This is a genomic window from Bacillus salipaludis (assembly GCF_030938565.1).
Classification (GTDB): domain Bacteria; phylum Bacillota; class Bacilli; order Bacillales; family Cytobacillaceae; genus Neobacillus; species Neobacillus salipaludis_A.
The window spans coordinates 2,825,962-2,847,904 of the sequence record NZ_JAVGVR010000001.1 but is presented as its reverse complement, the minus strand read 5'-3'; the positions used below and the strand labels follow the sequence as shown (position 1 = coordinate 2,847,904).

The following is a 21,943-nucleotide window of genomic DNA, read 5'->3' as shown; positions in this document are numbered from 1 at the left end:
CAGTGATGAAGCCCCCCAATGATTGAGGTTTCACTTTATCCTTCAACATTGATGACAACTTGTTTCCCTCTCATTTTCATAAGGGTTGGTACAATCAGCCAAAGAATAGCAATAATGAGGAAAGCTAGGGAAATCGGACGGGTGAAAAATACGCTATAGTCCCCATTCGAAATCGTTAAAGCTCTGCGCAAATTGTTTTCAATCATTGGTCCTAAAACAAGTCCAAGTACAAGCGGTGCAATCGGATAATCATTTTTACTAAAGAAATATCCTAAGAGACCACATGCTAGTAATAACAAAAGATCATACATCGATACCTGAACTGCATAGACTCCAAAAATTGAGATCGCGATAATTAATGGAATTAAATATTGTTTTGGTGTTTGAATAATTTTTGCAAAAACTTTTACGAGCGGGAGATTCAAAATTAATAGCATGAGGTTACCGATAAACATACTGGCAATCAAGCCCCAAGCAACACTTGGATGGTCCTCAAATAATAGCGGGCCTGGCTGAACATTATACATCATCAGTGCGCCCATTAAAATTGCCGTCGTACCTGAGCCGGGAATACCCATAGTGAGCAGTGGAATCATCGCTCCTCCAGATGCAGCATTATTCGCAGATTCTGGTGCAGCAACGCCGGCAATTGTTCCTGTACCAAATTTAGATGGATTTTTTGAAATCTTTTTTTCCAGGATGTAGGAGAAAAAAGAAGCTAGCGTTGCACCCGCACCGGGAAGGATTCCTATAAAGAAACCTAGAATCGAACCTCGGGCAATTGGTCCAGCCGATTCTTTAAATTCCTCTTTCGATGGGATCATATTATTAATCCGTGCTATTTCTCCATCTTCTTCTTCTTTTTCCAAAATGGTTTTGAATACTTCGCCGAGAGCAAATAAACCAACAGCTACCGTTAAAAATTCAATTCCTTGATAGAGCCATGGAACATCAAAAGTGAAGCGGGCAATTCCTGAAACGCTGTCAATTCCAATGGTTCCTAATAATAAACCGCAAACTGTCATAATTAGCGCTTTTGTAACCGAATTTCCGGCTAATCCGCTAACTGCCATTAATCCTAATAACATTAGTGAAAAATATTCTGACGGACCGAATTTTAATGCAATGGTTGATAACGGCTGTGCCAGAGCAATCAAGGCGATCAGAGTTACAATCCCGGCCACAAAGGAACCTATTGCAGCGATTGATAAGGCGCTGCCGGCCCGGCCTTTCTTTGCCATCTGATATCCGTCCAAAGTCGTTACAACCGAAGAGGACTCCCCAGGCGTATTTAATAGAATGGAAGTCGTTGATCCTCCATACATAGCTCCGTAATAGACCCCGGCTAAGAGTATGATTGCGCTTGTCGCTGCCTGCTCCGGCGGAAGGGCTCCAGTAACGGATGCCGTGACCGGGATGAGAAGGGCGACTCCGCTCATTGGACCAATCCCTGGGAGAACCCCTACAGCAGTACCAATTAATACGCCAACAAAGGCAAAGAGTAAATTATACCAAATAAGTGCTGTTCCAAATCCATGCATTAAATAATCAATCGTACTCATTAAATAGCCTCCTTTCTAAAAATTAAATCCATACAGGCCAGCCCGGTAGTGTTCCTTTTAGCACTTCTACGAATAAAAAATAGACAATTCCGGAAAAACATGCAGAAATAATGAGTGATTTAATGATTTTCCCGCGTTCCATTGCCTGGAAGCAGACAAAGAGGAAAATAAACGTGGTAATGACATACCCAATCGTTTCAAGCGTTAAAACATAAATTAGAGTTGCTACTAAGATAATAAGAAACGGCTTGTAATCCAGTTTTTCTTTTTTCCCGAATTTGTACCTTTGTCCCCTTAATGTTTCAATAAATAGACGGATGCTTAACAAGGCGAGTGCGATTCCGAGAATGAATGGGAAAATATCTGGTCCGACAACACTACCGTAAGAAGAGCTTGTGAGATTTTTGCTGCCGATGATAAACAGGATTCCAATAACCAGAAACAGCACAGCGGCAAATCGGTCGAATTTTATATCCATTTTATCTAACCTCCTGACTTGAAAATAAGCGGGAAGGAGAAGCTGATTCCCCTTCCCTTTTTGTTTACTTCTGCATGCCTAATGCTTCTAATAATTGTTGAACTTGCTTTTCCTGATCATCCAAGAAAGCTTTGAAGTCTGCGCTGTTTTTGTATTCTAATTCCCAGCCTTGTGTTTCTACTTCGGTTTTCCACTCTGGCGAATTGACTAGTTTATCAATAGCTTTTTCCCAATATGCTTTAGCTTCAGCAGACATTTTTTCAGGACCAAACACACCGCGCCAGATTGTAAATTCAGCATCTATGCCTTGTTCTTTGGCGGTTGGAACATCCTTAAAGTCCCCTCCCAAACGTTCTGCAGCTGTCACGGCAAGAACGCGAATTTTCCCAGCTTTTAAGAATTCCTTAACACTTGATGCATCGGTTCCAATTACGTCTGCGTTACCGCCGAGCAGCGCGGTGATTGCTTCGCCGCCGCCATCATAGGAGACATATTTGATTTTAGTTGGGTCAACACCGTATTTATAAGCTGGCAGAATCGAAACTAAGTGGTCCATGGAGCCTGGTGCAGAACCGCCGGCAAAGGTTAGTTTGCTAGGATCCTTCTTAACTTCTTCCAATACGGATTTTAGATCTTTATATTTTGAATCTTTTTTAACGACAATGGCCCCATAATCCTTTGTTAACTGAGCAAGTGGCGTAGTGTTCTTATAGCCATATGGGCTGTTCCCCTCTTTTTTGAGGTTGTTGATGATAATTGGCGGTGAGTTGACAAAAAGCATGTCGTTGTTTTCAGCTTGCTGGGTAGCATACTCAGCCATAAATACGGCACCGCCGCCACCTGGCTTATTCTCAACCGTTAATGGCTGCTTGACTAGCTTTGTCTCGCTTAAAACCTTTGTAAATGAGCGTGCTGTCAGATCCCATCCGCCCCCTGCACCTGATGGAGCCACAATTGTAATCGCTTTCGTTGGATAGCCAGTACTTTCTTTATTCGTGCTGCTGTTAGATGTTTCCTTACTGCTGCATGCCCCCAAGCTTAGCGCAAGAGCACCTGCACACATTACTGCTGAAATTTTCTTTAGTGTTTTCATTTCATTTCCCCCTTGTAACCGTTTACTTAATTTTATAAAGTTTCAGATAAATTCATAGTTTATACAGTTAAACCGCATAAAAAACTTAACCTCCATTTTGTTCATAAAGTTCACGGAGGGTTCATATTTTTTTCAATATAAAAAAGAGACCTTTTTCAAAGTCCCTTTTCAATCATCATTTTTCCTGTTTTACAATCTTTGATGGATTATTGATTTTATAAAGCACGGTAACATCCACGACAAACTCTTCTTCAACGTCTTTTCCCTTTGGCAATTTTTTTGCCGCAACCTTCCCGTCAAATTCTAGCTTGTCTCCTACTGTTAGCTCAAATTTTTTAAGGGTTTTGCTATGGCTGCACCAAGCATATTCAAGCTCAAGAGGTGAGTCTTGGACTATGGTGACATTCTCTAAAATGACCACTTCATCATTTTCCTCGGTAAATCCATTGTAAGTCAATGCAAACTGTTTAACAGTTGCTGTGAAATGAACCTTTTCTGAAGGAAGATCTAGCTTCTTTGCCTTCTCTTTTTTCGGTTTCTTTGGTTCTTTGGCTTTTTTCGGCTCAGGAGCTTTAGTGGTCTCTGTAGCCGATTCAACTTTTTCATCAGGTTCAGTAGCCAGAATCTCCTCCAAATTGGAACTTTCCGTTTCTGAATCTTGGGAATCGGTTTTTTCCTCTTCCTTTTCTTCAACCGTAAACATACTCTCTTTTCCAAAACTCGCCTGCTGCATTTCCTTTAAATACGCTGGATGGATACAGCTTAAATTGCCATCTTGGAATTCAATGATTAGTGTATTCAAATCATTGGCACGGCCATAAATCTCATACCCTTTAATGGATACTAGCCGCTGGTAGTTCCGCTCCTTATACCAAAACTCTTCCTTTGAGGCAGATAACCCCCACTCCCTGAGCTTTTCCTTGAAATGCTCCTCATCACGGAAAGTTTCAAATTCCCCTTTTGGAGGAATATAATGAGTCAAATCTGATTGTTCCATTTGCGGGCGTTGGATTGCCATTTTTCCACTTCCTTGTTCTAAATAAGTAAATAAATTATATCATGTTCCGGGAAAACTTTGAGGATTAGAATGGGGACGACGCTTTGTACTACCTCAATAGAAAAATCATCGTTTGGCAGCTCCTAACCCAAACCAGTACCCCAAAACCATACCGAATGCAAGGATAACAAAATAAACAAGCCCCGTTGAAATCGCTAAAAAATTTATGACCTGATAATCCCCAGTCGATTGATGCAAAATTGTCCTTTGCACATTAAGCAAAATCGGCTGGTAGATGATTAAGTAGGAAATCAGAACGAGTAAGACCGCAATCCAACTCCTGCCAATAAAATATCTGGTCATTAAAAAGGCAAGGATTCCAAATAGAATTGCTAATCCATACACAAACCAATTAATATATTGCAGCGCTCTTTCCGGTTGATCAAAAAAGGCCAAAATATGTAAACAGAGGATTCTAAATACCCCAAATATTATTGCCATAACCTGTGTTCTAAGCAAAAACTTAATCCAATTCATTCCAAAATACCCCAATTCCACTCCAAATTCCATTAAAACAACTACTGTACGCCCCACACGGACAAATCAACCTAAAAGTCCACGGGCGGTGCCTGTCACTGTATCACTGTATCACACCACAGTGTCAATGCCTTTTAACAAAGTCTCCGATTTCTGCGATGGCTTGTTTTGCTTCGGGGAGAAGGTTTCCGGTTAGCTGCCAGACATGCCACATTCCTTGCCAAATTTTAAAATTCACCGGGACTTGATATCTTTTTGCCTGTGCTGCGAGCATTTCAGCATCGCTAAGTAATAATTCTTCGCTGCCCACTTGAATAAATATTGGTGGAAGACCTGTTAAGTCTGCATATACGGGGGAGATAAACGGGCTTGTTAAGATTTCATCACCAGCATAAACCCGTGCTGCTTTTTTAATGCCATCAGGTGTAAACAGAGGATCTTCTTTTACCTTCTTCCAATAACTTACCCCGCTGCTGGCCAAATCGACCCATGGTGATAGACAAATAATCGAAGCTGGACACCCTATTCCTTCTTCTTTTAATACAAGAGTTAACACAAGACTCAAGCCGCCGCCGGCAGAATCACCGGCCACGAATATGTTACTGGATTCAAATCCCTGCTCTAATAACCATTTATAGATCTTCACGGCATCCTCAATCGCAGCAGGGTATGGATTTTCCGGTGCCAATCGATATTCCGGGAGCAGCACCCTTACGCCTGCTGCCTTCCCAATTTTCCCGGCTAATGCCCGATGGGAGTCCGTTGATCCATATGTATAGGCGCCGCCATGAAAATAGAGCAGTACCTTATCTTCCGCGACAGGCTTATTTGTAAGCCATTCCGCTTCTATTCCCTCTATATACACCTTTTCCACCATACAATTCTTCGGAACCCTTGTCCACATTAATGACGCCCGGTCCATCGTTCTGCGCTTTTCCTCAATACTTGTTCCGACCGTTCTAAGAATTGCTCGGTTCATTATCTTTTTAAAAATAACACTGCGTAAACTTGCCATTTTTGCTCTCCTCTATTACATTCCAGTACTACTCTCCATTTTGTCCATTCCGGACTTTTCTTAAAATCCTCCATCCACAACCAAAAAAGCACACCACTAAAAAAGTGGTATGCCTTTCGCATTCTAATTTTCGACAATCCTGCCATCCTCTGTTATAAAAAAAACTTTGTCATTTTCATTTCGCGCCTTTTCATAATAGGTTACTTGAATAAGTACAGGAAAATGAATCGATTTTAAATGGTGGCTTAGCCTTTTCACTTTTTCAAGTTCTGTGGCTTGTTTCACTTTTTCCCATTTAGTTTTCATATAAATAGTGATTGAGCAGGCTAGCTGGGATGTATAGATTTTTTGATAGGTCGGTATATGGGGACCAAAATATTCCCCTCGATCAACAATTCGCTCGGCGGTAAAAGTTGTTTTGTCCAAGTGGGGGAATAGTCCTTTAATGGTTTTTTTCAGATTACTTGATAACTCACTTTCCCAAAAGACTTTCGGAAATGTATCTGAATATCCGGCAGAAGCATCTTCATCCTCTTCCACCGTAAAGACCAGTTCAGGATGTCCCTTCGGATAGGAATAGGCTTGATACGTTTCACTTAAAAAATTATAATCGATATTTTTTATAATAAATGCATTATGATATTTTTTCGTCAAATAAGTAGTCATATTTTTACTTTGACGATGCTTCTCCCATGGCGTACCATTAAACCCGGAATAGACAAAAAGACTAAGTATGACAATAAGAAATGAAATGATCCATATGAAAACCTTGCTGAATCTTATATGCATCACCCCTATGATTTCAGAATATTTATAATATTTTATTCAATTTTAAAACCCATTATTCCTTCAACCTTTTTTAGAAAAATTGTCTTTTTTATGATATCGTTTAAAAGTAAAATTGAGTTATACAATTCCTAATCAAAGGAGGCACACATGAAAAAATTTCTTCTTTATTTCTTATGCTTGATTTCCCTAACATCCTGCAGTCTTTTTCCAAGAGATAATACAAAGTCTGTGAAAGAACATACTGGTAAAAAAGCTGAAGAGCATCAAATAACTCCTCCTGACGATAAAGAACCAAATCACTCATTGTTAGAAAATACAATGGAACTTGCCCAGGAAGGGAAAGTAGCTACATCTAATTTTGCCGTACACATGAATTCAATAAATGATGTTAAAAAACAATGGGGCCCCGCCGCTAATACCGATCAAATCGGAGGAATTTATTATGCCAATTACCCTGCAAAACACACCGTATTTGGTTATAATGCAAAAAATATTTTGGTAGATATCCGTTCTTACGATGAGCAGCTTCATCAGCTAACTTACCCTCAAATCGTAAAAACTTTAGGCAAACCAGACTATCTTAGAACCAATCAGGACGATCAAATCTATGGCTATAAAATTACGCAACAATTCGAACTACGATTCATTGTTCCGAAAAACACTGAAAAGGTCGATCACATTTCCTTATTAAGTCCAAATGATACTGTCGCAACCACCACTCCTCCCTATATCCTTCCAATAAAAGGAGTATCAAAAAACTTATCGGTGACGGCCTGGCAAAATATGCAGAATTGGCGCAATCAAATGATTCAGGTTGCAAAAAATCATCAAAATTTCGTATTCCTTAATGGTCCGAACAAAAAAAGAGTTGCCCTAACCTTTGATGACGGCCCTGACCTCATGAATACACCAAGCATAATTGAAACACTGGCAAACTACCATTTAAAGGGGAATTTCTTTTTTATCGGGGAGAAAGTAAAAAAGTATCCGGAGGTTGTTCAAAAAGCATACACCAATGGAAATCTTGTGCTAAGCCATAGCTACTTTCATCATGATTTGAGTAAACTCCAGGCTGTGGAAATAAAAACAGATTTGGCTCAAACAGAAGAGGAGATATTTGAGGTAATTGGTAAAAAACCTGCACTGCTTCGTCCACCTTATGGCGCTGTAAATAATACGGTGATCACCACCGCGGCACAAAATGGTTATAAGATTGTCCTATGGTCGATTGATACTCTGGATTGGTCGCAAATGGAAAGCAGTAATATTGAATATAATGTTTTGAAAAATATCCGAAATGGCGACATCATCCTCATGCATTCTGATGATGATAAAGTACAAACAGCTAAAGCCCTGCCACACATCATTGAAGAACTAACTCGAAAAGGCTTTGAAATCGTCGACCTCCAAACATTACTTGGGCAAAAGGCTTACAAATGAAAAGAAGCGTCTCACCTTTTAAGCTGAGACGCTTTAAATTTGATAAAACGAAACCGTATTTTCACGTAATTTTTCAGACACCTCACCAACTGAGAGTCCTTTAATTTTGGCAATCACACGAATCGATTCTTCCATCATATTTGGATGGGTTATCCTCCCTGCAAACGGTCCTTCAAATGGCCATGGTCCATCCGTTTCAACCATCAATTGTTCCAGAGGATAGATTGACACTAATTGTTGGATTTCCGCTTCATACACCACATCCGGTGTTACAGAAATGAAATAGCCGTTTTCAATCATCCTAGCAATCGTCTTTTGGTCTCCCTTAAACCAATGAAAATGTGCCCGATTCCAGGAGTATTTTTCTAAAAGATTACAAACAATGGGGGCTTCTTCATAGACCGCATGAAGAACAATCGGCTTTTTCCATTCTTTCGCCCTTTGTATAAAAATCTCCAATAACGCAATATACTCCGTATACTCTTTCGCAGAAATCTTGCGATCCGCTTTCCTATAATAAGGAAGCCCTACCTCGCCAATTGCAATCATTTCCGTTCGATGCTTCTCCATCCACTGAAAAAGCCTTTCCTGCTCCTCTACAATTGGAAGCGGCTGTTCAGGATGAAATCCAAAGGCAGGTCTAACCTTTTCAAACTCGCTAGCCAACTGAAGATTTCTCTTACAAGATTCAAGATCAAATGAAACCGAAACGAGAGCATCGATCAAACCAGCCTCATCCATGAGGACCTGAATTTCTTTGTCTTTATAATGATCTAGATGAATATGAGCATCGATCATTTTCATCGCATTACCACCTGCCCAGTTAATGTAAAGTGAACCTTGCGTTTCCACTGCAAAAATGGCTCTTCCAGCAGAATGCTCGCATCCCGTGGCCTCGCAAACGGCACTTCCATTTCACTAATTACCTTCGAAGGCTTTTGCGATAACACAAGAATTCGGTCGGAAAGATACAAGGCTTCCTCAATATTATGGGTAATAAACAGAACCGTCCTTTTGTGTGTCTCCCACATAGATAACAGCCATTTTTGCATCTCGAAACGGGTTAATTCGTCCAAAGCTGAAAAAGGTTCATCCAAACAAATCACTGCTTGCGGACTTAACAAAGCACGGATAAAAGCAGCCCGTTGTTTCATTCCACCGGAGAGTTCATGCGGATAAGCTTTTTCATAATCGGCAAGACCGGCAATCTCAAGCATTTCCTTTGCCTTACTGATTTCTTTTTTGCCTTGAAGCTCCTGTCCAAGGACTACATTATCAAGGATGGTCCTCCATGGAAGCAGTGAAGGCGTCTGCGGCATATAACTTATCAAACCGCGCTTTCCGTTAATAACTTTTTTTTCAAGCAGGATTTGACCGTGATCCGGGGCCAGCATCCCACCGATTAAATTAAAAATCGTACTCTTGCCGCTGCCCGAAGGACCTATGATGGAAACAAACTCATCCTTTTTGATAGAAAAATTCATCCCGGTCATGACTTCGTTTGCTCCAAAGCTTTTCCAAACATCTTTCAGCATAAGATGACTCATTTTCCTTCATCCCCTTTCATCTGCCAGCGGACAACCCTTCGTTCCACCACCACAATTATTAGAAAAAATAATAAGCTTAAAAACATAATGGCAAAAATCGCAACAAACACACGGTCGGTGCGGAACGAAGAGGATGCCATTGTCATATAGACGCCAATTCCCTGTTTAGCCCCAAGCCATTCAGAAATAACAGCCCCCATCACACTATAGGTTGCTGAAATTTTCAAACCGGAAAAAACTGATGGCAATGCAAAGGGAAACTCCAGCTTCCAAAAAACCTGCGTTTTCGTAGCACCCGCCATCATCATATAATGTCTGAGCTCTGCGGGAGTCTGCCTGAAGCCGTCCAGTGCTGCAACAGTTATAGGAAAAAAGCAAACTAGGGTGATTACTATCATTTTTGGCAGCAGACCAAAACCAAACCAAATTACTAATAGCGGTGCAAGCACAATGGTCGGGACATTTTGGGATAGAATGAGCAGCGGATAAAAAGAATCTCGTAAAACCGGTATTAAGTAAAGAACCAACGCCACAACTAAGCCAATCACCGCTCCGATTACAAAACCAAATAAAGCAATTTTTGTCGTCGAGAATAAATCCGGATAAAATTCGCTCCAGCCGTGGATGGCTTCAGCAAAAATCTTCGACGGTGCCGGCAGCAGCCACTCCTCAATCTTTGCAGTTTTTACGACAATTTCCCATATCACGAACAAAAGGAGGAGAACCAACAATGGTCTCCACCCTTTTAAAAGCAGTTTCTTCATATTAGCGGTACTTCTCCGTTAATTGATCCATCGTGATTCCTGACGGCTGATACAATACTTTGATTTGAGAAATCACGTTTTTGCTGCCAATCTCCATCATGCGCTCATTCATTTTGGTGATAACACTAAATAAGTGTTCCAACTCACCTTCCATCGTGGTCTCCAAAGGATGAACCTGATATTTTACTCCAGATTCATCAATAATACGGATGGCTTCATCCACATAAGGAATAACATCTTCTCCATCCTTTGTTTTCGGTATAATTTGAATGCTCACTAAGGCATTTGCCATGTGAAACCCCTCCATTATTTTGGTAAAAATTCATTTGTAAATGCTTTTTCGGCATCAAGCTTTTTATCAAGAAGCTTGTGATCGTACATCCAAGAAGCATAGTTTTCCCAAACTGTCTTTTTCTGTAATCCCCACTTTGTTGCATCGTCCTGGTACTTTGGTGATAACCATTTTTGACTTGCTTTGACAAGCTTTGGATCTAAATCCGGCGCCGCTTTGATAAGAATATCTGCTGCTTGATCAGGATTTTTTATCGCAAACTCATACCCTTGTGATGCTGCCTTTAAAAATGCCTTAACGGTATCAGGATTATTTGCAATCATCTTTTCGTTTGTTTCTAACACTGGTGTATAATAGTCAAGTTTCTTAGAATAATCAGTAAGGTAGATCATGTTGATTTTTTGATGGCGAAGCTCTGCCTCTACACCGGTCCAACCGTAATAAATCCAGGCAAAATCAACATCCCTTTTCACAGCCGTGAAAAAATCTGTATCTCCCATATTAATGATCTTTACTTTATTTGCATTGGCATGTTCTTTATCCATTAAAGAAGTAATGACAGACTTTTCAACAGGAGAACCCCATCCACCATATGTTTTTCCTACAAAGTCTTTTGGTGCTTTAATATTTTTGTCAACGGGCGAAGCAAATCCCGATGTATTGTGCTGAATAACCGCGGCAATGGATACAAGCGGAACACCTTGGACACGTGCCTGTGTGACACCCTCCTGATAGCCCACGCCAAAATCCGCTTTTCCAGACGCAACAAGCTGATCAGCACCTGTTTCGCCCGGCTGAATGATATCAACGTCTAAGCCTTGATCCTTGAAATATCCCTTTGCTTTTGCAACATAAAGTCCTGTATGATTCGTGTTAGGTGTCCAGTCAAGAACGACCGTAATCTTTTTAAGCTTTTTGGTATTTTCCTTCGCCGTATCTGTTTCTTTTTTGCTGCTGCACCCGGCAATCAGGAAAACAGTGAGTAGTAATATAAGCCACTTCTTCATTTTTTAAATCCCCCATATGTAAAATTTCCGAAATGTTCGGAATGAATAGTGGAAATAAACTAGAATTCCTTTTGCAGACCGATTTAGCTACTATAAGCATAATAGAACAAAAATTGCCCCAAAACAAATAAAGCACCCGGGTTCTAAGAACCTCGAGTGCATATTGGCAAACAATTTATTTGTTTAAGAATATGTTCCCTCCGCCGGTACTAACCAGATCAGGTTCCAAGGGTCATCGTTTTTAGAACGAACTCTCAACCGGCTACACCGGCTCCCCTACATTTTACAGTATGAAGTTTATTCCCCTACTTATTATAACAGAAGTAATCTATATTGCTAGTATATAATTTTTACTGATCCTACACTACATCATATCCTTGATCATCAATCGTTTCTTTTAGTTTGCTAACCGTAACAACATTTTGATCGAATTCGATATCAACAGTACCTTTATCTAAATGAACCTGTACCTTCTTCACACCTTGAAGCTCTCCGACACTGCCTTCCACTGCCTTTACACAATGGCCGCAGGACATACCCTTAACATTTAACGTAATGCTTTCCATGTTTATAACCCCCGTTATTTTTTCATTAATTTTTGAATCGTTACTAGAACCTCATCAAGAACCTCCATGTCCCCTTCTTGAATTCTTTCAAGTACACAGCTTTTTAAATGTCCCTCTAATAAAATCTTTGCCACACTATTTAGAGCTGATTGGGTTGCGGAAATTTGCGTAATCACATCATCACAGTACGTATCTTTTTCAATCAATCCTTTAATTCCACGAATCTGGCCCTCAATCCGATTGAGACGTGTTACGAGATTATTTTTTACCTTATCTGAATGATGGCTTTTTCTGTGGCTTCCTTCTGAAGCGCAGCACTCATCATCCAAGATTACCTCTTCATTATTATGATCAATAGACATCCGCACGCCCTCCTTTTCATTTTCATATCATACCCCGGTATCGTAATGGATTAGACATAGGCTGACAATCCTATTACATATAAATGGATGATTACTTAATTTTAATTATAAATGGAAATACTCTAACTTTTCCAGCCTGTTTAAATTCTGCCCAAATTTTATAGGTGCCGGGATGGTCAAATTGGGTTTCGAACACGGGTCTTTGTTCATCTTTTGGATGGACATGCAAGTATTGATTTGCATTTTCGTTTAGAATAACAACATGACCGGCAGCACCTAAATACTGCTCAAGTTTGGAGTCATCCAATTGAAACACTAATGTCACAGGAGTCCCGGCTTCAAAAGAACTTACGTTCAACTCCACTTTCTCTCCATCTATTGTTTTTACTAAGGTTTGATCTGGAACTAATGCTGGATGAGTATGGGAAGACACTGGATTACCAACATTAAAAGGAACAGGTTCCACTTTATAATCCAGGTTTTTTGGCTTCACATCAATGAACGCTATATATTTACCTTCTGCTAACGGATAGCGAATTACAAATTTCCCGGGACCTGCTTTTTTTGGATGGATGTGATAATACTGATCCAAATGATCATTCACCACAATTAAATGCATCAATTTTTCATGATTAACATCGAGGTCATTAACAGGATTATTTTGCATATCCTTTAGCGTAATTTCTATATTGCCATCTTTATAGCTAAAAGTTGGTTTTACTTCTCCTGCTTCTATACCTGTACTTTCATGATGGTGGCCCGACCCTGACTCATTTTGGGCATGACTTTCACTCGTTAACACCAGTGATTCATGACTCATATCCATCGTTGTCTTAGCTTCCGTCTTAAAATTGGCATCGTATACCCAATAGCCGCCAATAATAGCGAGCAAATAGACTATTGCTGCAAGAGCCCATTTTTTCATTTTATTACTCCCCTTCTATTATTTGGTATTTAATCTAACCTGTCAGCTAAAATTTATTTTAATTTTGGCTCTGTTAAACCTGGTTGTTGATTTCCGCTCCAGGCACAAGCGGTTCGTGGCCGGTTCGGGGAGCCTCCTCGTCGCTTCGCTCCTGCGGGGTCTCCCCTGTCCCGTAATCCCACAGGACACTGAATTGCTTCCTTGAATCAGCCCACGCATGAAGAAAATGCGTTAGCATTTTCGAGAAGTCTTCGTGCCTTCCGCTCCAATCAACGTTGTTCAAAATCAACATTGTCATTTAACAAAGCCTTACAAAATATACTATACCCCCCTATAGTAAAATGTCAAACAAAAAAATAAAATATTTTCCATTTATATTTGGGTAAATTCGCCTTAAAGAGCGATAAAAAAAGCACCTTTTAAAAAAAGTGCTTTTACTTTCGGTCCCCGACCTTTTCCATTAATGTCTCTAACATGGGAATAGAGAATTGATGACCAACAAGATTAAAAATACTTGTCTCTTCTTTTCTTTTATTCTCCTCTTTGATGACCGATATTTCTTTGTGAAGTCGTTCCATTTTTTGATCTAAATGAGTAGCCATGGTTGCAGCTTCCTTTAACTCTACAATCATTTTCTGAGGAACTTCCTCATTATACTTGTAATAAATTTTATGCTCTAAACTTGCCCAAAAATCCATTGCGATCGTTCGGATTTGGACTTCGACATAGACTAATTCCTCCCGGTCAGACATAAAGATTGGTACTTCCAAAATAAGATGCAAGCTTTGATAGCCATTTGGTTTGGGATTTTGAATGTAATCTTTATATTCAACAACTCTAACATCCTTTTGGTTTGCAATCATTTTACTTATTTCATAAATATCAGAGCGAAAGGAACAGGTAATTCTTATTCCCGCAATATCCTTAATATTTTCCTTGATGCTGGCTAACGTAAAATCAAAATCTTTGCGGTAAACCTTTTTTAAAATACTTTCCGGCGATTTTAACCGCGACTTCACATGCTCGATCGGGTTATAGTCATGTATAAAATTAAATTCATCCTGAAGAATACTTATTTTTGTATTCATTTCATCCAAGGCAAACTTATAGGCCATCATAAAACGTGTTAATTCAACCTTTAATTCTTTAATCTCTTTTATATTAAGGAATTGTTCAATTTCCAACCGAAAACTCCCTCTCTCTCAATTCTCTAAATTTTCTTCGTAATTTTCGTCAGTTTGTAATTTTTTCAATACCTCAGGAGGGAAAACCATTCTACAGATTATTTTAGCAGTTTTTTGATATTCCTCGGTATCCCCTGATTCCAACACTTTACCGGTTGTATTCTCAGCAAGCAGCATGATCGACCAAGTAAGTGTGTTTAAATCTAAGTCATTCCAGGTTAGACCCTTCTCACTAGCTTTTTGCAATCCTGCATAGATTCTGCTGTGAATTTTCAATTTTGCAGAAGCTATAACCTTTGAAAGCTCCGGATCCTTTAATATTAATTCAGGTAATACACGATGTAATCCAAGCCGCTGCAATCTATTCCCATGCACTTCAAACAGTTCAGCTAACCTTGTTTCAGGATTCCCGATTACCCAGCTTGGTTCAGGAGGCATCAGTTTTTCAATTTTATCTTCTAATAGCGCCATTAATAATTGACGTTTATCTAAAAAATACCGATAAAAGGTCCCTGTAGCAACCCCTGCTTTGGCGGCAATTTCCTTTGCGGTTGTTTGTTCATAGCCCTTTGAAATAAACAACGCATGCCCACTTTCTAGCAGAGCATTCCTTTTTTGCTGAGCACGCTCTTGTTTTGGAACAAGTGGAAAATCACCAACCAACTGGTCTTCACGGTCTGACATTTTATCACCTCAGATCTAATCATATCATAAATTACAAAAAGGTGAACCTCTGTTCATATTTCCATTGACAGTTTTCTTAAACCATGTAATACTATGAACCATAGTTCATGTTATATCCACTTCTTAGTTGGCACCCCTTGACTAAATGAGATTGGATATAACATGAACATAATTTTTTAAAAATTTCTGGAGTGAACAGGATTTTTGATTTTTTCACCGAATTATTAAAGAAAATTACTGTAGGATTGAAATATCTAGGCACCTGCCGGAAAGATTTTCATATGATGTGAATAATCATAAAATCCCAATACTTCTGTCTAGTGTTTTGTGGTCTTCATCCTATATAATATCACCATACTACCTTGGAAGGTGTGAATAATTTGGCAGCCAATTCTGAACCGAAAAAAATTGACATTAATTCAACCATTTCCTTAAAAGGAATCGTGAAGGCCATCTTTAACGATACCATTCATGTGCAAATTGGTGGAAAGATTATTACCTTACCAAAAGGAGATTTCCTGCTGGACAAATCAATGAATTAAATAAACAATTATTTTTTAAGCCCATCACTTCCCACTGAAGTGATGGGCTTATTTTTAACTCATCTTATCAAATACCGTGTTTTGAACGCAGCGAATCATATCCCCCCTGCTAATGACACCCAGCACATGACTGTATTGATCAATCACCGGCAGCTTTTTAAAATGGTGTTTCGCTAAAAGTTGTACCACCTGTTTCACATCATCCTCAGGTGAAACTGTTACCAAACCATGGGTTTTGGCGATTTTTATGATTTTCAGATTCGCCATCTCTTTAATCTTGCTCTCTAAATTCTGTTCCCAATGATAACTGATAAAAGAAAAATAGTCATTAATTCGGCGGTCAACCGGTTGAATCGCCCTCAAAATATCCCCATCCGTAACAATCCCCTGCAATTTCCCTTCCTTATCCATGATGGGCACACCGCCGATTTTTCTTTCAACCATTATTTTCATTACATCTTTAATTGTGGCGTCGGGACTGGCGGCAATCACACTTGTTATCATAAAGTCCTTTACTTTCATAACGCAGCACCACTTTCTGTTGTATTTATTAATAAACAGCTATGCAACACCTATTATTTGGAACTTTTAATGATTTTATTGCTAAAACATGCCCATATTGGAAGGAAACTGCCATTATTTTAAGGATTGACGAGGTGACCTCCTGACACTCTTACTAAGCGCTCGATATGGAGGCATACACTGGTATATCCGCTTTGTGAATACAAATCCATTGATGGTAAGATGTATTTGTTCAATAAAAAACCTAACGGAGGGGAATTTTTATCAATCCATTAGAATTGAATTACACGAGTGAAATGGAAAAAGCCATGCACAAGGCTCATGGAGTTGGCTATCAAGTCTATAGTCAAAAGCATTCAGTGAGAATTAGAGTTGAAAAGCAACGAGAACAGAATTATCGAGAAAGTAAGAGATTGCTTGCAGAAATCACGAATAAACTGTATGCCTACGCTACCTAAATAGAAAAAGGGAACCGGTTAAATTTCACCCGTTCCCTTTTGTGTTTCATGCGTAATCTTCTTATAACAATCACATTTCATTACATGGTCATTGACCATTCCCACAGCCTGCATAAAAGCATAACAAATTGTTGAGCCGACAAATTTAAAGCCACGCTTTTTTAAATCTTTACTAAGTCGATCACTAATTTCGGTAGTGGCAGGTACTTCTGATAAGTCCTTAAAGTGATTTTGAATCGGCTTCCCATCGACAAATGACCAGATATAGGCACTGAACGAGCCAAATTCCTCCACCACATTTAAAAATGCTTTCGCATTCGTTATAACTGCGCGGATTTTTAATTTATTTCTGACGATACCTTCATTGTTTAGCAGCTCATCAATTTTTCGATCATTATAGTCAACAATTTTTTCTGCCTCAAAGTTGTCGAATGCCTTCCGGTAATTGGCTCGTTTCTTTAAAATCGTATACCAGCTTAACCCTGCCTGTGCTCCTTCAAGATTCAAATACTCAAATAGCTGGCGATCATCATAAACCGGCACGCCCCATTCGTGGTCATGATAATCGATATATAATGGATCCTGATTTACCCAGCCGCATCGATTCATTTATTTCCACCTCCTCTTTTTAAAATACCATAAATTAGATTTTTATTAAAAAAGTCCGAAAACTAAAAATAATTCTTCTATTTTTAGCAAAGATATGATAGTTTATTAAGTATTAAAGGATTTCATGCAGCAGAATTAAAAAAATGAAGGATTTAATTCACTGAATTACTACCTTACTAATTCTCTAATCTGCTAAAGTGAGGAAGGAGGATGAGATGAAACAACTTCCGATTAAACTTTTGGTCAAAGAGAAATTCTCCCTTTTATCAGCGGGCCAAAAAAAGGTGGCCAATTATCTAATTGAACATCTTGATGAGTTTGCCTTCAAAACAGCGTATCAAATTGGAAAAAAAACTGGTGTCAGCGAAACCACTGTGATTAGACTTTCTTTTGCACTAGGTTTTGAAGGATTTAGTGACATGCAGACAACGATACAAAATCAACTGCTTCAACAACATCAAGTGGAGCCTTTGGAAAGCAATCAACAAGAAGAAATCAATGATCCCTTTAGAAAGGTAATTGAAAATGAAGTCCATATTTTAAGACATATGCTTAATCCAACGAATATTAATGAGATTTGGAATGCAGTAGATACCCTTATCAAGGCAGATCAAGTATTAATTGCAGGATATTGTCTTTCCCACGCTGCAGCCTACTGGTTTTCCTATAGGCTTAGTACCTTAAGGGAAAACGTCAACCTTTGTTCTCCTAATGGAAATTTTGTCGAGCAATTTTGTAATCTTACAGAAAATTCGGCCGTTGTCGTTTTTTCATTCCCGCGCTATTCAAATGAAACGATTAAAATAGCGGAGTGTGCTGCAAACCACGGTATTCAGATAATCGCGGTTACGGACCGCCTCCTCTCACCCATTGGGCGGATTTCAGATATAGTCGTTACGACAGAAGAGAATGCCGATACTGGAGTGAATTCGATTGCATCCGTCATTAGTTTACTTGACCTGATTATAGAAGGAATCCAGCAAAAAGATCAAAAACGAATCCATTCCCACCAGCAAAAACTAGAAATGCTTTATTCAAGCTTTCATGTTTTTAAAGAATAAATCTTAAAGAAAGTGGTTGAAAATTGAAAGCGATTCCAAAAATTGTCTTTCAATATAAACTACATAAATCAATTAGCATCTAAAGGTGAACTTTTCATTAATCGTAAAAAAATTTTAACCAGGACGTATCCTTGCGTTTCCGGTATAAAAATTTAATAAAATAAAAGAGGTGTTTTATGTCAAATACTGCAAAGAAGTTTCAGACATCAGAACAAATGGGACAAGCTGTTCAACATGAACATTTGGAAAGAAAACTGAAAACCAGACATTTAACGATGATTGCCATGGGTGGAACAATTGGGACCGGTTTGTTTTTAGCAAGCGGCGCGACCATTCATGATGCTGGCCCGGGGGGAGCAATTGCTGCCTATCTAATTGCAGGAATCATGGTATATTTCCTTATGGCCAGCCTTGCCGAAATGGCTGCATTTATTCCTATTTCCGGTTCTTTTAGTACGTATACTGCTAGATTTGTTGACCCAGCTTTAGGTTTCGCGGTTGGTTGGAATTATTGGTATAATAACGCAATTATTCTTGCACTGGAATTATCCGCATCCGCTTTAATTATGAAATACTGGCTTCCTAATGTACCAGGTATTGTTTGGAGTGCGAGCTTCCTAGTTATCATTTTCGGCTTAAATGTTTTATCAGTTAAAGGTTACGGTGAATCAGAATTCTGGTTCTCTATTATCAAAGTTGTAACGATTATTCTTTTCATTGTTGTTGGTTTATTAATGATTTTTGGAATTATGAAAGGTTCTACCGGTGGATTTGAAAACCTTACGAAAGGTGATGCACCATTCCACGGCGGGCTCTTATCCATTTTCAGTGTATTTATGGTCGTAGGTTTTGCCTTTCAAGGAACAGAAATGGTCGGGGTTGCAGCCGGAGAAAGTGAAAACCCTGAGAAAGATATGCCAAGAGCTATTAAACAAATTTTCTGGCGCATTCTTTTATTCTACGTTTTAGCAATTTTCGTTATCGGCTGTTTAATTAGCTATAAGGATCCAAACTTATTAGGCGGCGACTTAGAAAATATTGCTGTCAGTCCTTTTACTCTTGTATTTAAACATGCGGGGTTAGCGTTTGCTGCTGCTGCAATGAACGCTGTCATCCTTACATCCGTTTTATCAGCAGGTAACTCATCCTTATACGTAGGTTCCCGTGTCCTTTGGACATTGGCTGAAGAAGGTAAAGCGCCAGCATTCTTGAAAAAAGTAAATAAGGGCGGTGTACCAGTTAACGCCCTTTACGCTACTACACTTATAGGAATGCTTTGCTTCTTAACCTCCCTTTTCGGAGATGGTACAGTGTATAATTGGCTATTAAATGCTGCAGGTTTAGCCGGTTACCTGTCTTGGTTAGGTATTTCAATTACCCACATGCGCTTCAGAAAAGCGTATAAAGCACAAGGAAAAGATATGAAGGATCTTCCATATGTAGCAAAATGGTTCCCATTAGGACCAATTTTAGCAACAATCCTTTGCTTAGTTGCTACACTTGGGACCAATTATGGTGCGTTTATTGGTGATAAAATCGACTGGTATGGTATACTTGTTTCCTATATTGGATTGCCATTATTTATTGCCGGCTATTTAGGCTATAAATTAGTAAAAAGAACGAAAATGGTTCCACTAAAAGAGGCAGATTTCAGTAGAGAATAATTTTTTCCCCTAACGCCTTGTTATTGCAAGGCGTTAGCCTTTTTTACATACTAAGCATAATGAAGGAAAGGAGAATGAAAAAGCTATGAAAATAAAAGAAATCACTTTAAGGCATTTAAAAATGGATTTACTTTATCCTTTTGTCACCAGCTTCGGAGAAGAAAAAGATCGGGATTTTATTCTTGTCGAAGTGAAAAACGAGGATGGTCTAACCGGGTGGGCCGAAAATGTCGCCATGCCTACCCCCTACTATAATGAGGAAACAGTAAAAACGAATTGGCATATGCTTGAGGATTTTTTAATGCCGCTTTTATTAAATCGTGAGTTCAGTCATCCCAATGAGATCTCTGAAAAACTCTTTGCTCATATTCGCGGAAATTACATGGCAAAGGCTAGTTTGGAAATGGCTGCATGGGATTTATATGCCAGGGAACAAAACATTTCTCTTGCAAGTGCTCTTGGCGGAACGAAGAAAACTATTGATGTCGGTGTCAGTATTGGCATTAAAGACTCCATTGAAGATACTCTAAAGGTGATTGATCAGCGCCGCTTGGAAGGCTATAAACGCTTCAAATTAAAAATTAAGCCAGGCTGGGACGTTGAATTAATTGACAAGGTTCGCAAGGTATATCCAGATATCCCGCTAATGGCGGATGCAAATTCGGCCTACACTTTAAACGATATGGACCTGTTAACCGCACTGGATGACTATAACTTAATGATGATTGAACAGCCCTTAGCCTATAATGATATTATTGATCATGCGGAGCTTCAAGCAAAATTAAAAACACCGATTTGCCTGGACGAGAGCATCCATTCATTAGCAGATACACAAAAGGCATTAAAGCTTGGAAGCTGTAAAATTATCAATATCAAAGTGGGCCGGGTTGGAGGATTGACCGAAGCAAAGAAAATCCATGATTATTGTATGGCACATAATGTACCAGTATGGTGTGGCGGGATGCTTGAGTCAGGAATTGGCAGGGCTCATAATATCGCTTTGACTTCCCTGCCAAACTTTACACTGCCTGGAGACACAGCAGGTTCTGCACTTTACTGGGCAGAAGATATTATTGAACCAGAGGTTATCGCCGAAAGTGGTACCATCACGGTTCCGGACGGTCCTGGAATGGGCTATAAGCCAAGTATGGAAAAAATCGATAGCTTTACTTTATATAGTAAGACATATCGTTGATTGAAAAATGCCAGGATTTTGATTGATCCTGGCTTTTTCTATTATAAAAACAACACCATATATTCCTCATCATAATACGTTTGATCAATTTTTTCCGATCGTTTCTCAAGGCCAAAAGTCTCAAACCCGTATAAATGATAAAGCTTTTTTGCAGATTCATTGGTGGATACAACAGTTAGAGTAATTTGCTCAACACCGCCCATTTGTTTTGCTTTTTCAATGGCTGCCTTCATTAATCGTTTCCCTACTCCCATTTTCCGTATTTTAGGGGAAACGTACATGGCAAAAATAGTGGCTTTATGCCTTGTTTTTCGCTTAGTTTCCCTTACGAGTGTTACAACCCCACACAGCTTGTCATTATCAAATGCTCCATAAGTAAAAACATTTTCGGATTTCAATCGATCTGCATAGGTTTCAAGGGAGTATTCCTTTTCTTCCTCATAGCTTGAAGCAAAGGCTTCAGGATCTTTTTGTAACGCTTCTAAGCGCAGATTCTGATATTGCCCTGCATCCATAGAATTTAATTGTCTGATTTCCATCATTACCCTCCTTCGTGAATTGACTTTATATTTATTGTCAATTTCTAATAAATTCGCTATCTGTTTCCTTTCTCCTTCGGCAAGAATGGAAAAACCATCGTCCCACTCTGT

Annotated in this window: 26 protein-coding genes and 1 riboswitch; of the genes, 6 read left to right on the top strand and 20 right to left on the bottom strand. The window is 39.2% G+C overall.

All coding sequences use genetic code 11. The features are described from left to right. Window positions 1-35: 35 nt before the first annotated feature. The 7 genes from RCG21_RS14080 to RCG21_RS14050 form a co-directional block, all read right to left on the bottom strand. Window positions 36-1,562 carry a tripartite tricarboxylate transporter permease gene (locus RCG21_RS14080; protein WP_133333446.1) on the bottom strand — a complete coding sequence of 509 codons (1,527 nt, stop codon included), beginning with the start codon at window positions 1,560-1,562 and terminating at the stop codon, window positions 36-38. 22 nt (window positions 1,563-1,584) lie between these two features. Next, window positions 1,585-2,040: a tripartite tricarboxylate transporter TctB family protein gene (locus RCG21_RS14075; protein ID WP_133333447.1), complete on the bottom strand. Its 456-nt coding sequence runs from the start codon at window positions 2,038-2,040 to the stop codon at window positions 1,585-1,587. Between the two features lie 64 nt (window positions 2,041-2,104). Then, entirely contained in the window at window positions 2,105-3,133 is a 1,029-nt protein-coding gene (locus RCG21_RS14070; RefSeq protein WP_133333448.1) for a Bug family tripartite tricarboxylate transporter substrate binding protein, read from the bottom strand. 175 nt (window positions 3,134-3,308) lie between these two features. Beyond that, the gene (locus RCG21_RS14065) at window positions 3,309-4,151 is read right to left on the bottom strand and encodes a hypothetical protein (RefSeq protein ID WP_133333449.1); all 843 of its coding nucleotides are present in this window, start codon (window positions 4,149-4,151) and stop codon (window positions 3,309-3,311) included. A 105-nt stretch (window positions 4,152-4,256) separates the two neighbouring features. Then, on the bottom strand, window positions 4,257-4,667 hold the full coding sequence (locus RCG21_RS14060) for a hypothetical protein (protein ID WP_133333450.1): 411 nt from the start codon (window positions 4,665-4,667) through the stop codon (window positions 4,257-4,259). Between the two features lie 124 nt (window positions 4,668-4,791). Next, window positions 4,792-5,682: an alpha/beta hydrolase gene (locus RCG21_RS14055; protein WP_133333451.1), complete on the bottom strand. Its 891-nt coding sequence runs from the start codon at window positions 5,680-5,682 to the stop codon at window positions 4,792-4,794. Window positions 5,683-5,805: 123 nt separating this feature from the next. Continuing rightward, the gene (locus tag RCG21_RS14050; protein ID WP_133333452.1) at window positions 5,806-6,471 is read right to left on the bottom strand and encodes a YfjL-like protein; all 666 of its coding nucleotides are present in this window, start codon (window positions 6,469-6,471) and stop codon (window positions 5,806-5,808) included. A 147-nt stretch (window positions 6,472-6,618) separates the two neighbouring features. Here RCG21_RS14050 and RCG21_RS14045 point away from each other — a divergent pair, with 147 nt between their 5' ends. Continuing rightward, on the top strand, window positions 6,619-7,911 hold the full coding sequence (locus RCG21_RS14045; protein ID WP_133333453.1) for a DUF4309 domain-containing protein: 1,293 nt from the start codon (window positions 6,619-6,621) through the stop codon (window positions 7,909-7,911). 33 nt (window positions 7,912-7,944) lie between these two features. Here the strand turns inward: RCG21_RS14045 and RCG21_RS14040 are convergent, their stop codons facing one another. The 10 genes from RCG21_RS14040 to RCG21_RS13995 form a co-directional block, all read right to left on the bottom strand. Then, window positions 7,945-8,715, bottom strand: coding sequence for a TatD family hydrolase (locus tag RCG21_RS14040; RefSeq protein WP_235824735.1), 771 nt, complete (start codon window positions 8,713-8,715; stop codon window positions 7,945-7,947). Further along, window positions 8,712-9,458 (bottom strand): ABC transporter ATP-binding protein, encoded by a 747-nt coding sequence (locus RCG21_RS14035; RefSeq protein ID WP_133333454.1) that lies wholly within the window; start codon window positions 9,456-9,458, stop codon window positions 8,712-8,714. Before RCG21_RS14035 ends, RCG21_RS14040 begins: the two co-directional genes overlap by 4 nt. Beyond that, entirely contained in the window at window positions 9,455-10,222 is a 768-nt protein-coding gene (locus RCG21_RS14030) for an ABC transporter permease (protein ID WP_133333455.1), read from the bottom strand. The genes RCG21_RS14035 and RCG21_RS14030 overlap by 4 nt, the downstream gene beginning before the upstream one ends. Before the next feature lies 1 nt (window position 10,223). Continuing rightward, a complete protein-coding gene (locus RCG21_RS14025; RefSeq protein WP_026575339.1) occupies window positions 10,224-10,514 on the bottom strand; it encodes a thiamine-binding protein in 291 nt (96 codons plus the stop codon). A 14-nt stretch (window positions 10,515-10,528) separates the two neighbouring features. Continuing rightward, a complete protein-coding gene (locus RCG21_RS14020) occupies window positions 10,529-11,521 on the bottom strand; it encodes an ABC transporter substrate-binding protein (protein ID WP_133333456.1) in 993 nt (330 codons plus the stop codon). Window positions 11,522-11,699: 178 nt separating this feature from the next. Next, window positions 11,700-11,809, bottom strand: a riboswitch (TPP riboswitch). Window positions 11,810-11,880: 71 nt separating this feature from the next. Then, window positions 11,881-12,087 carry a copper chaperone CopZ gene (gene copZ / locus RCG21_RS14015; protein WP_026575337.1) on the bottom strand — a complete coding sequence of 69 codons (207 nt, stop codon included), beginning with the start codon at window positions 12,085-12,087 and terminating at the stop codon, window positions 11,881-11,883. 14 nt (window positions 12,088-12,101) lie between these two features. Then, window positions 12,102-12,449, bottom strand: coding sequence for a metal-sensitive transcriptional regulator (locus RCG21_RS14010; protein ID WP_133333457.1), 348 nt, complete (start codon window positions 12,447-12,449; stop codon window positions 12,102-12,104). A gap of 91 nt (window positions 12,450-12,540) precedes the next feature. Continuing rightward, window positions 12,541-13,374: a DUF8832 domain-containing protein gene (locus tag RCG21_RS14005; protein ID WP_308913285.1), complete on the bottom strand. Its 834-nt coding sequence runs from the start codon at window positions 13,372-13,374 to the stop codon at window positions 12,541-12,543. 434 nt (window positions 13,375-13,808) lie between these two features. Continuing rightward, the gene (locus RCG21_RS14000) at window positions 13,809-14,558 is read right to left on the bottom strand and encodes a GTP pyrophosphokinase (protein WP_133333459.1); all 750 of its coding nucleotides are present in this window, start codon (window positions 14,556-14,558) and stop codon (window positions 13,809-13,811) included. Window positions 14,559-14,576: 18 nt separating this feature from the next. Continuing rightward, window positions 14,577-15,242: a TetR/AcrR family transcriptional regulator gene (locus tag RCG21_RS13995; RefSeq protein ID WP_133333460.1), complete on the bottom strand. Its 666-nt coding sequence runs from the start codon at window positions 15,240-15,242 to the stop codon at window positions 14,577-14,579. Window positions 15,243-15,622: 380 nt separating this feature from the next. Here RCG21_RS13995 and RCG21_RS13990 point away from each other — a divergent pair, with 380 nt between their 5' ends. Beyond that, complete coding sequence (locus tag RCG21_RS13990; RefSeq protein WP_165976193.1) at window positions 15,623-15,784, top strand: hypothetical protein; 162 nt, start codon at window positions 15,623-15,625, stop codon at window positions 15,782-15,784. A gap of 54 nt (window positions 15,785-15,838) precedes the next feature. Here RCG21_RS13990 and RCG21_RS13985 read toward each other — a convergent pair whose 3' ends face one another. Continuing rightward, window positions 15,839-16,306: a CBS domain-containing protein gene (locus RCG21_RS13985; protein WP_133333461.1), complete on the bottom strand. Its 468-nt coding sequence runs from the start codon at window positions 16,304-16,306 to the stop codon at window positions 15,839-15,841. Window positions 16,307-16,602: 296 nt separating this feature from the next. Between RCG21_RS13985 and RCG21_RS33765 the strand changes: the two genes are divergently transcribed. Then, entirely contained in the window at window positions 16,603-16,764 is a 162-nt protein-coding gene (locus RCG21_RS33765; RefSeq protein WP_504928506.1) for a YuzK family famiily protein, read from the top strand. 18 nt (window positions 16,765-16,782) lie between these two features. On the opposite strand, the gene RCG21_RS13980 is transcribed toward RCG21_RS33765, so the two are convergent. Beyond that, entirely contained in the window at window positions 16,783-17,373 is a 591-nt protein-coding gene (locus RCG21_RS13980; RefSeq protein ID WP_133333463.1) for a DNA-3-methyladenine glycosylase I, read from the bottom strand. A 215-nt stretch (window positions 17,374-17,588) separates the two neighbouring features. Between RCG21_RS13980 and RCG21_RS13975 the strand changes: the two genes are divergently transcribed. The 3 genes from RCG21_RS13975 to menC all read left to right on the top strand — a co-directional run bounded on the left by RCG21_RS13975 (window position 17,589) and on the right by menC (window position 21,293). Continuing rightward, window positions 17,589-18,434 carry a MurR/RpiR family transcriptional regulator gene (locus RCG21_RS13975; RefSeq protein ID WP_133333464.1) on the top strand — a complete coding sequence of 282 codons (846 nt, stop codon included), beginning with the start codon at window positions 17,589-17,591 and terminating at the stop codon, window positions 18,432-18,434. A 176-nt stretch (window positions 18,435-18,610) separates the two neighbouring features. Beyond that, a complete protein-coding gene (locus tag RCG21_RS13970; protein ID WP_372512654.1) occupies window positions 18,611-20,098 on the top strand; it encodes an amino acid permease in 1,488 nt (495 codons plus the stop codon). Window positions 20,099-20,183: 85 nt separating this feature from the next. Beyond that, complete coding sequence (gene menC / locus RCG21_RS13965; RefSeq protein WP_133333465.1) at window positions 20,184-21,293, top strand: o-succinylbenzoate synthase; 1,110 nt, start codon at window positions 20,184-20,186, stop codon at window positions 21,291-21,293. Window positions 21,294-21,334: 41 nt separating this feature from the next. Here menC and RCG21_RS13960 read toward each other — a convergent pair whose 3' ends face one another. Next, the gene (locus tag RCG21_RS13960) at window positions 21,335-21,832 is read right to left on the bottom strand and encodes a GNAT family N-acetyltransferase (RefSeq protein ID WP_133333466.1); all 498 of its coding nucleotides are present in this window, start codon (window positions 21,830-21,832) and stop codon (window positions 21,335-21,337) included. Window positions 21,833-21,943 lie beyond the last annotated feature (111 nt).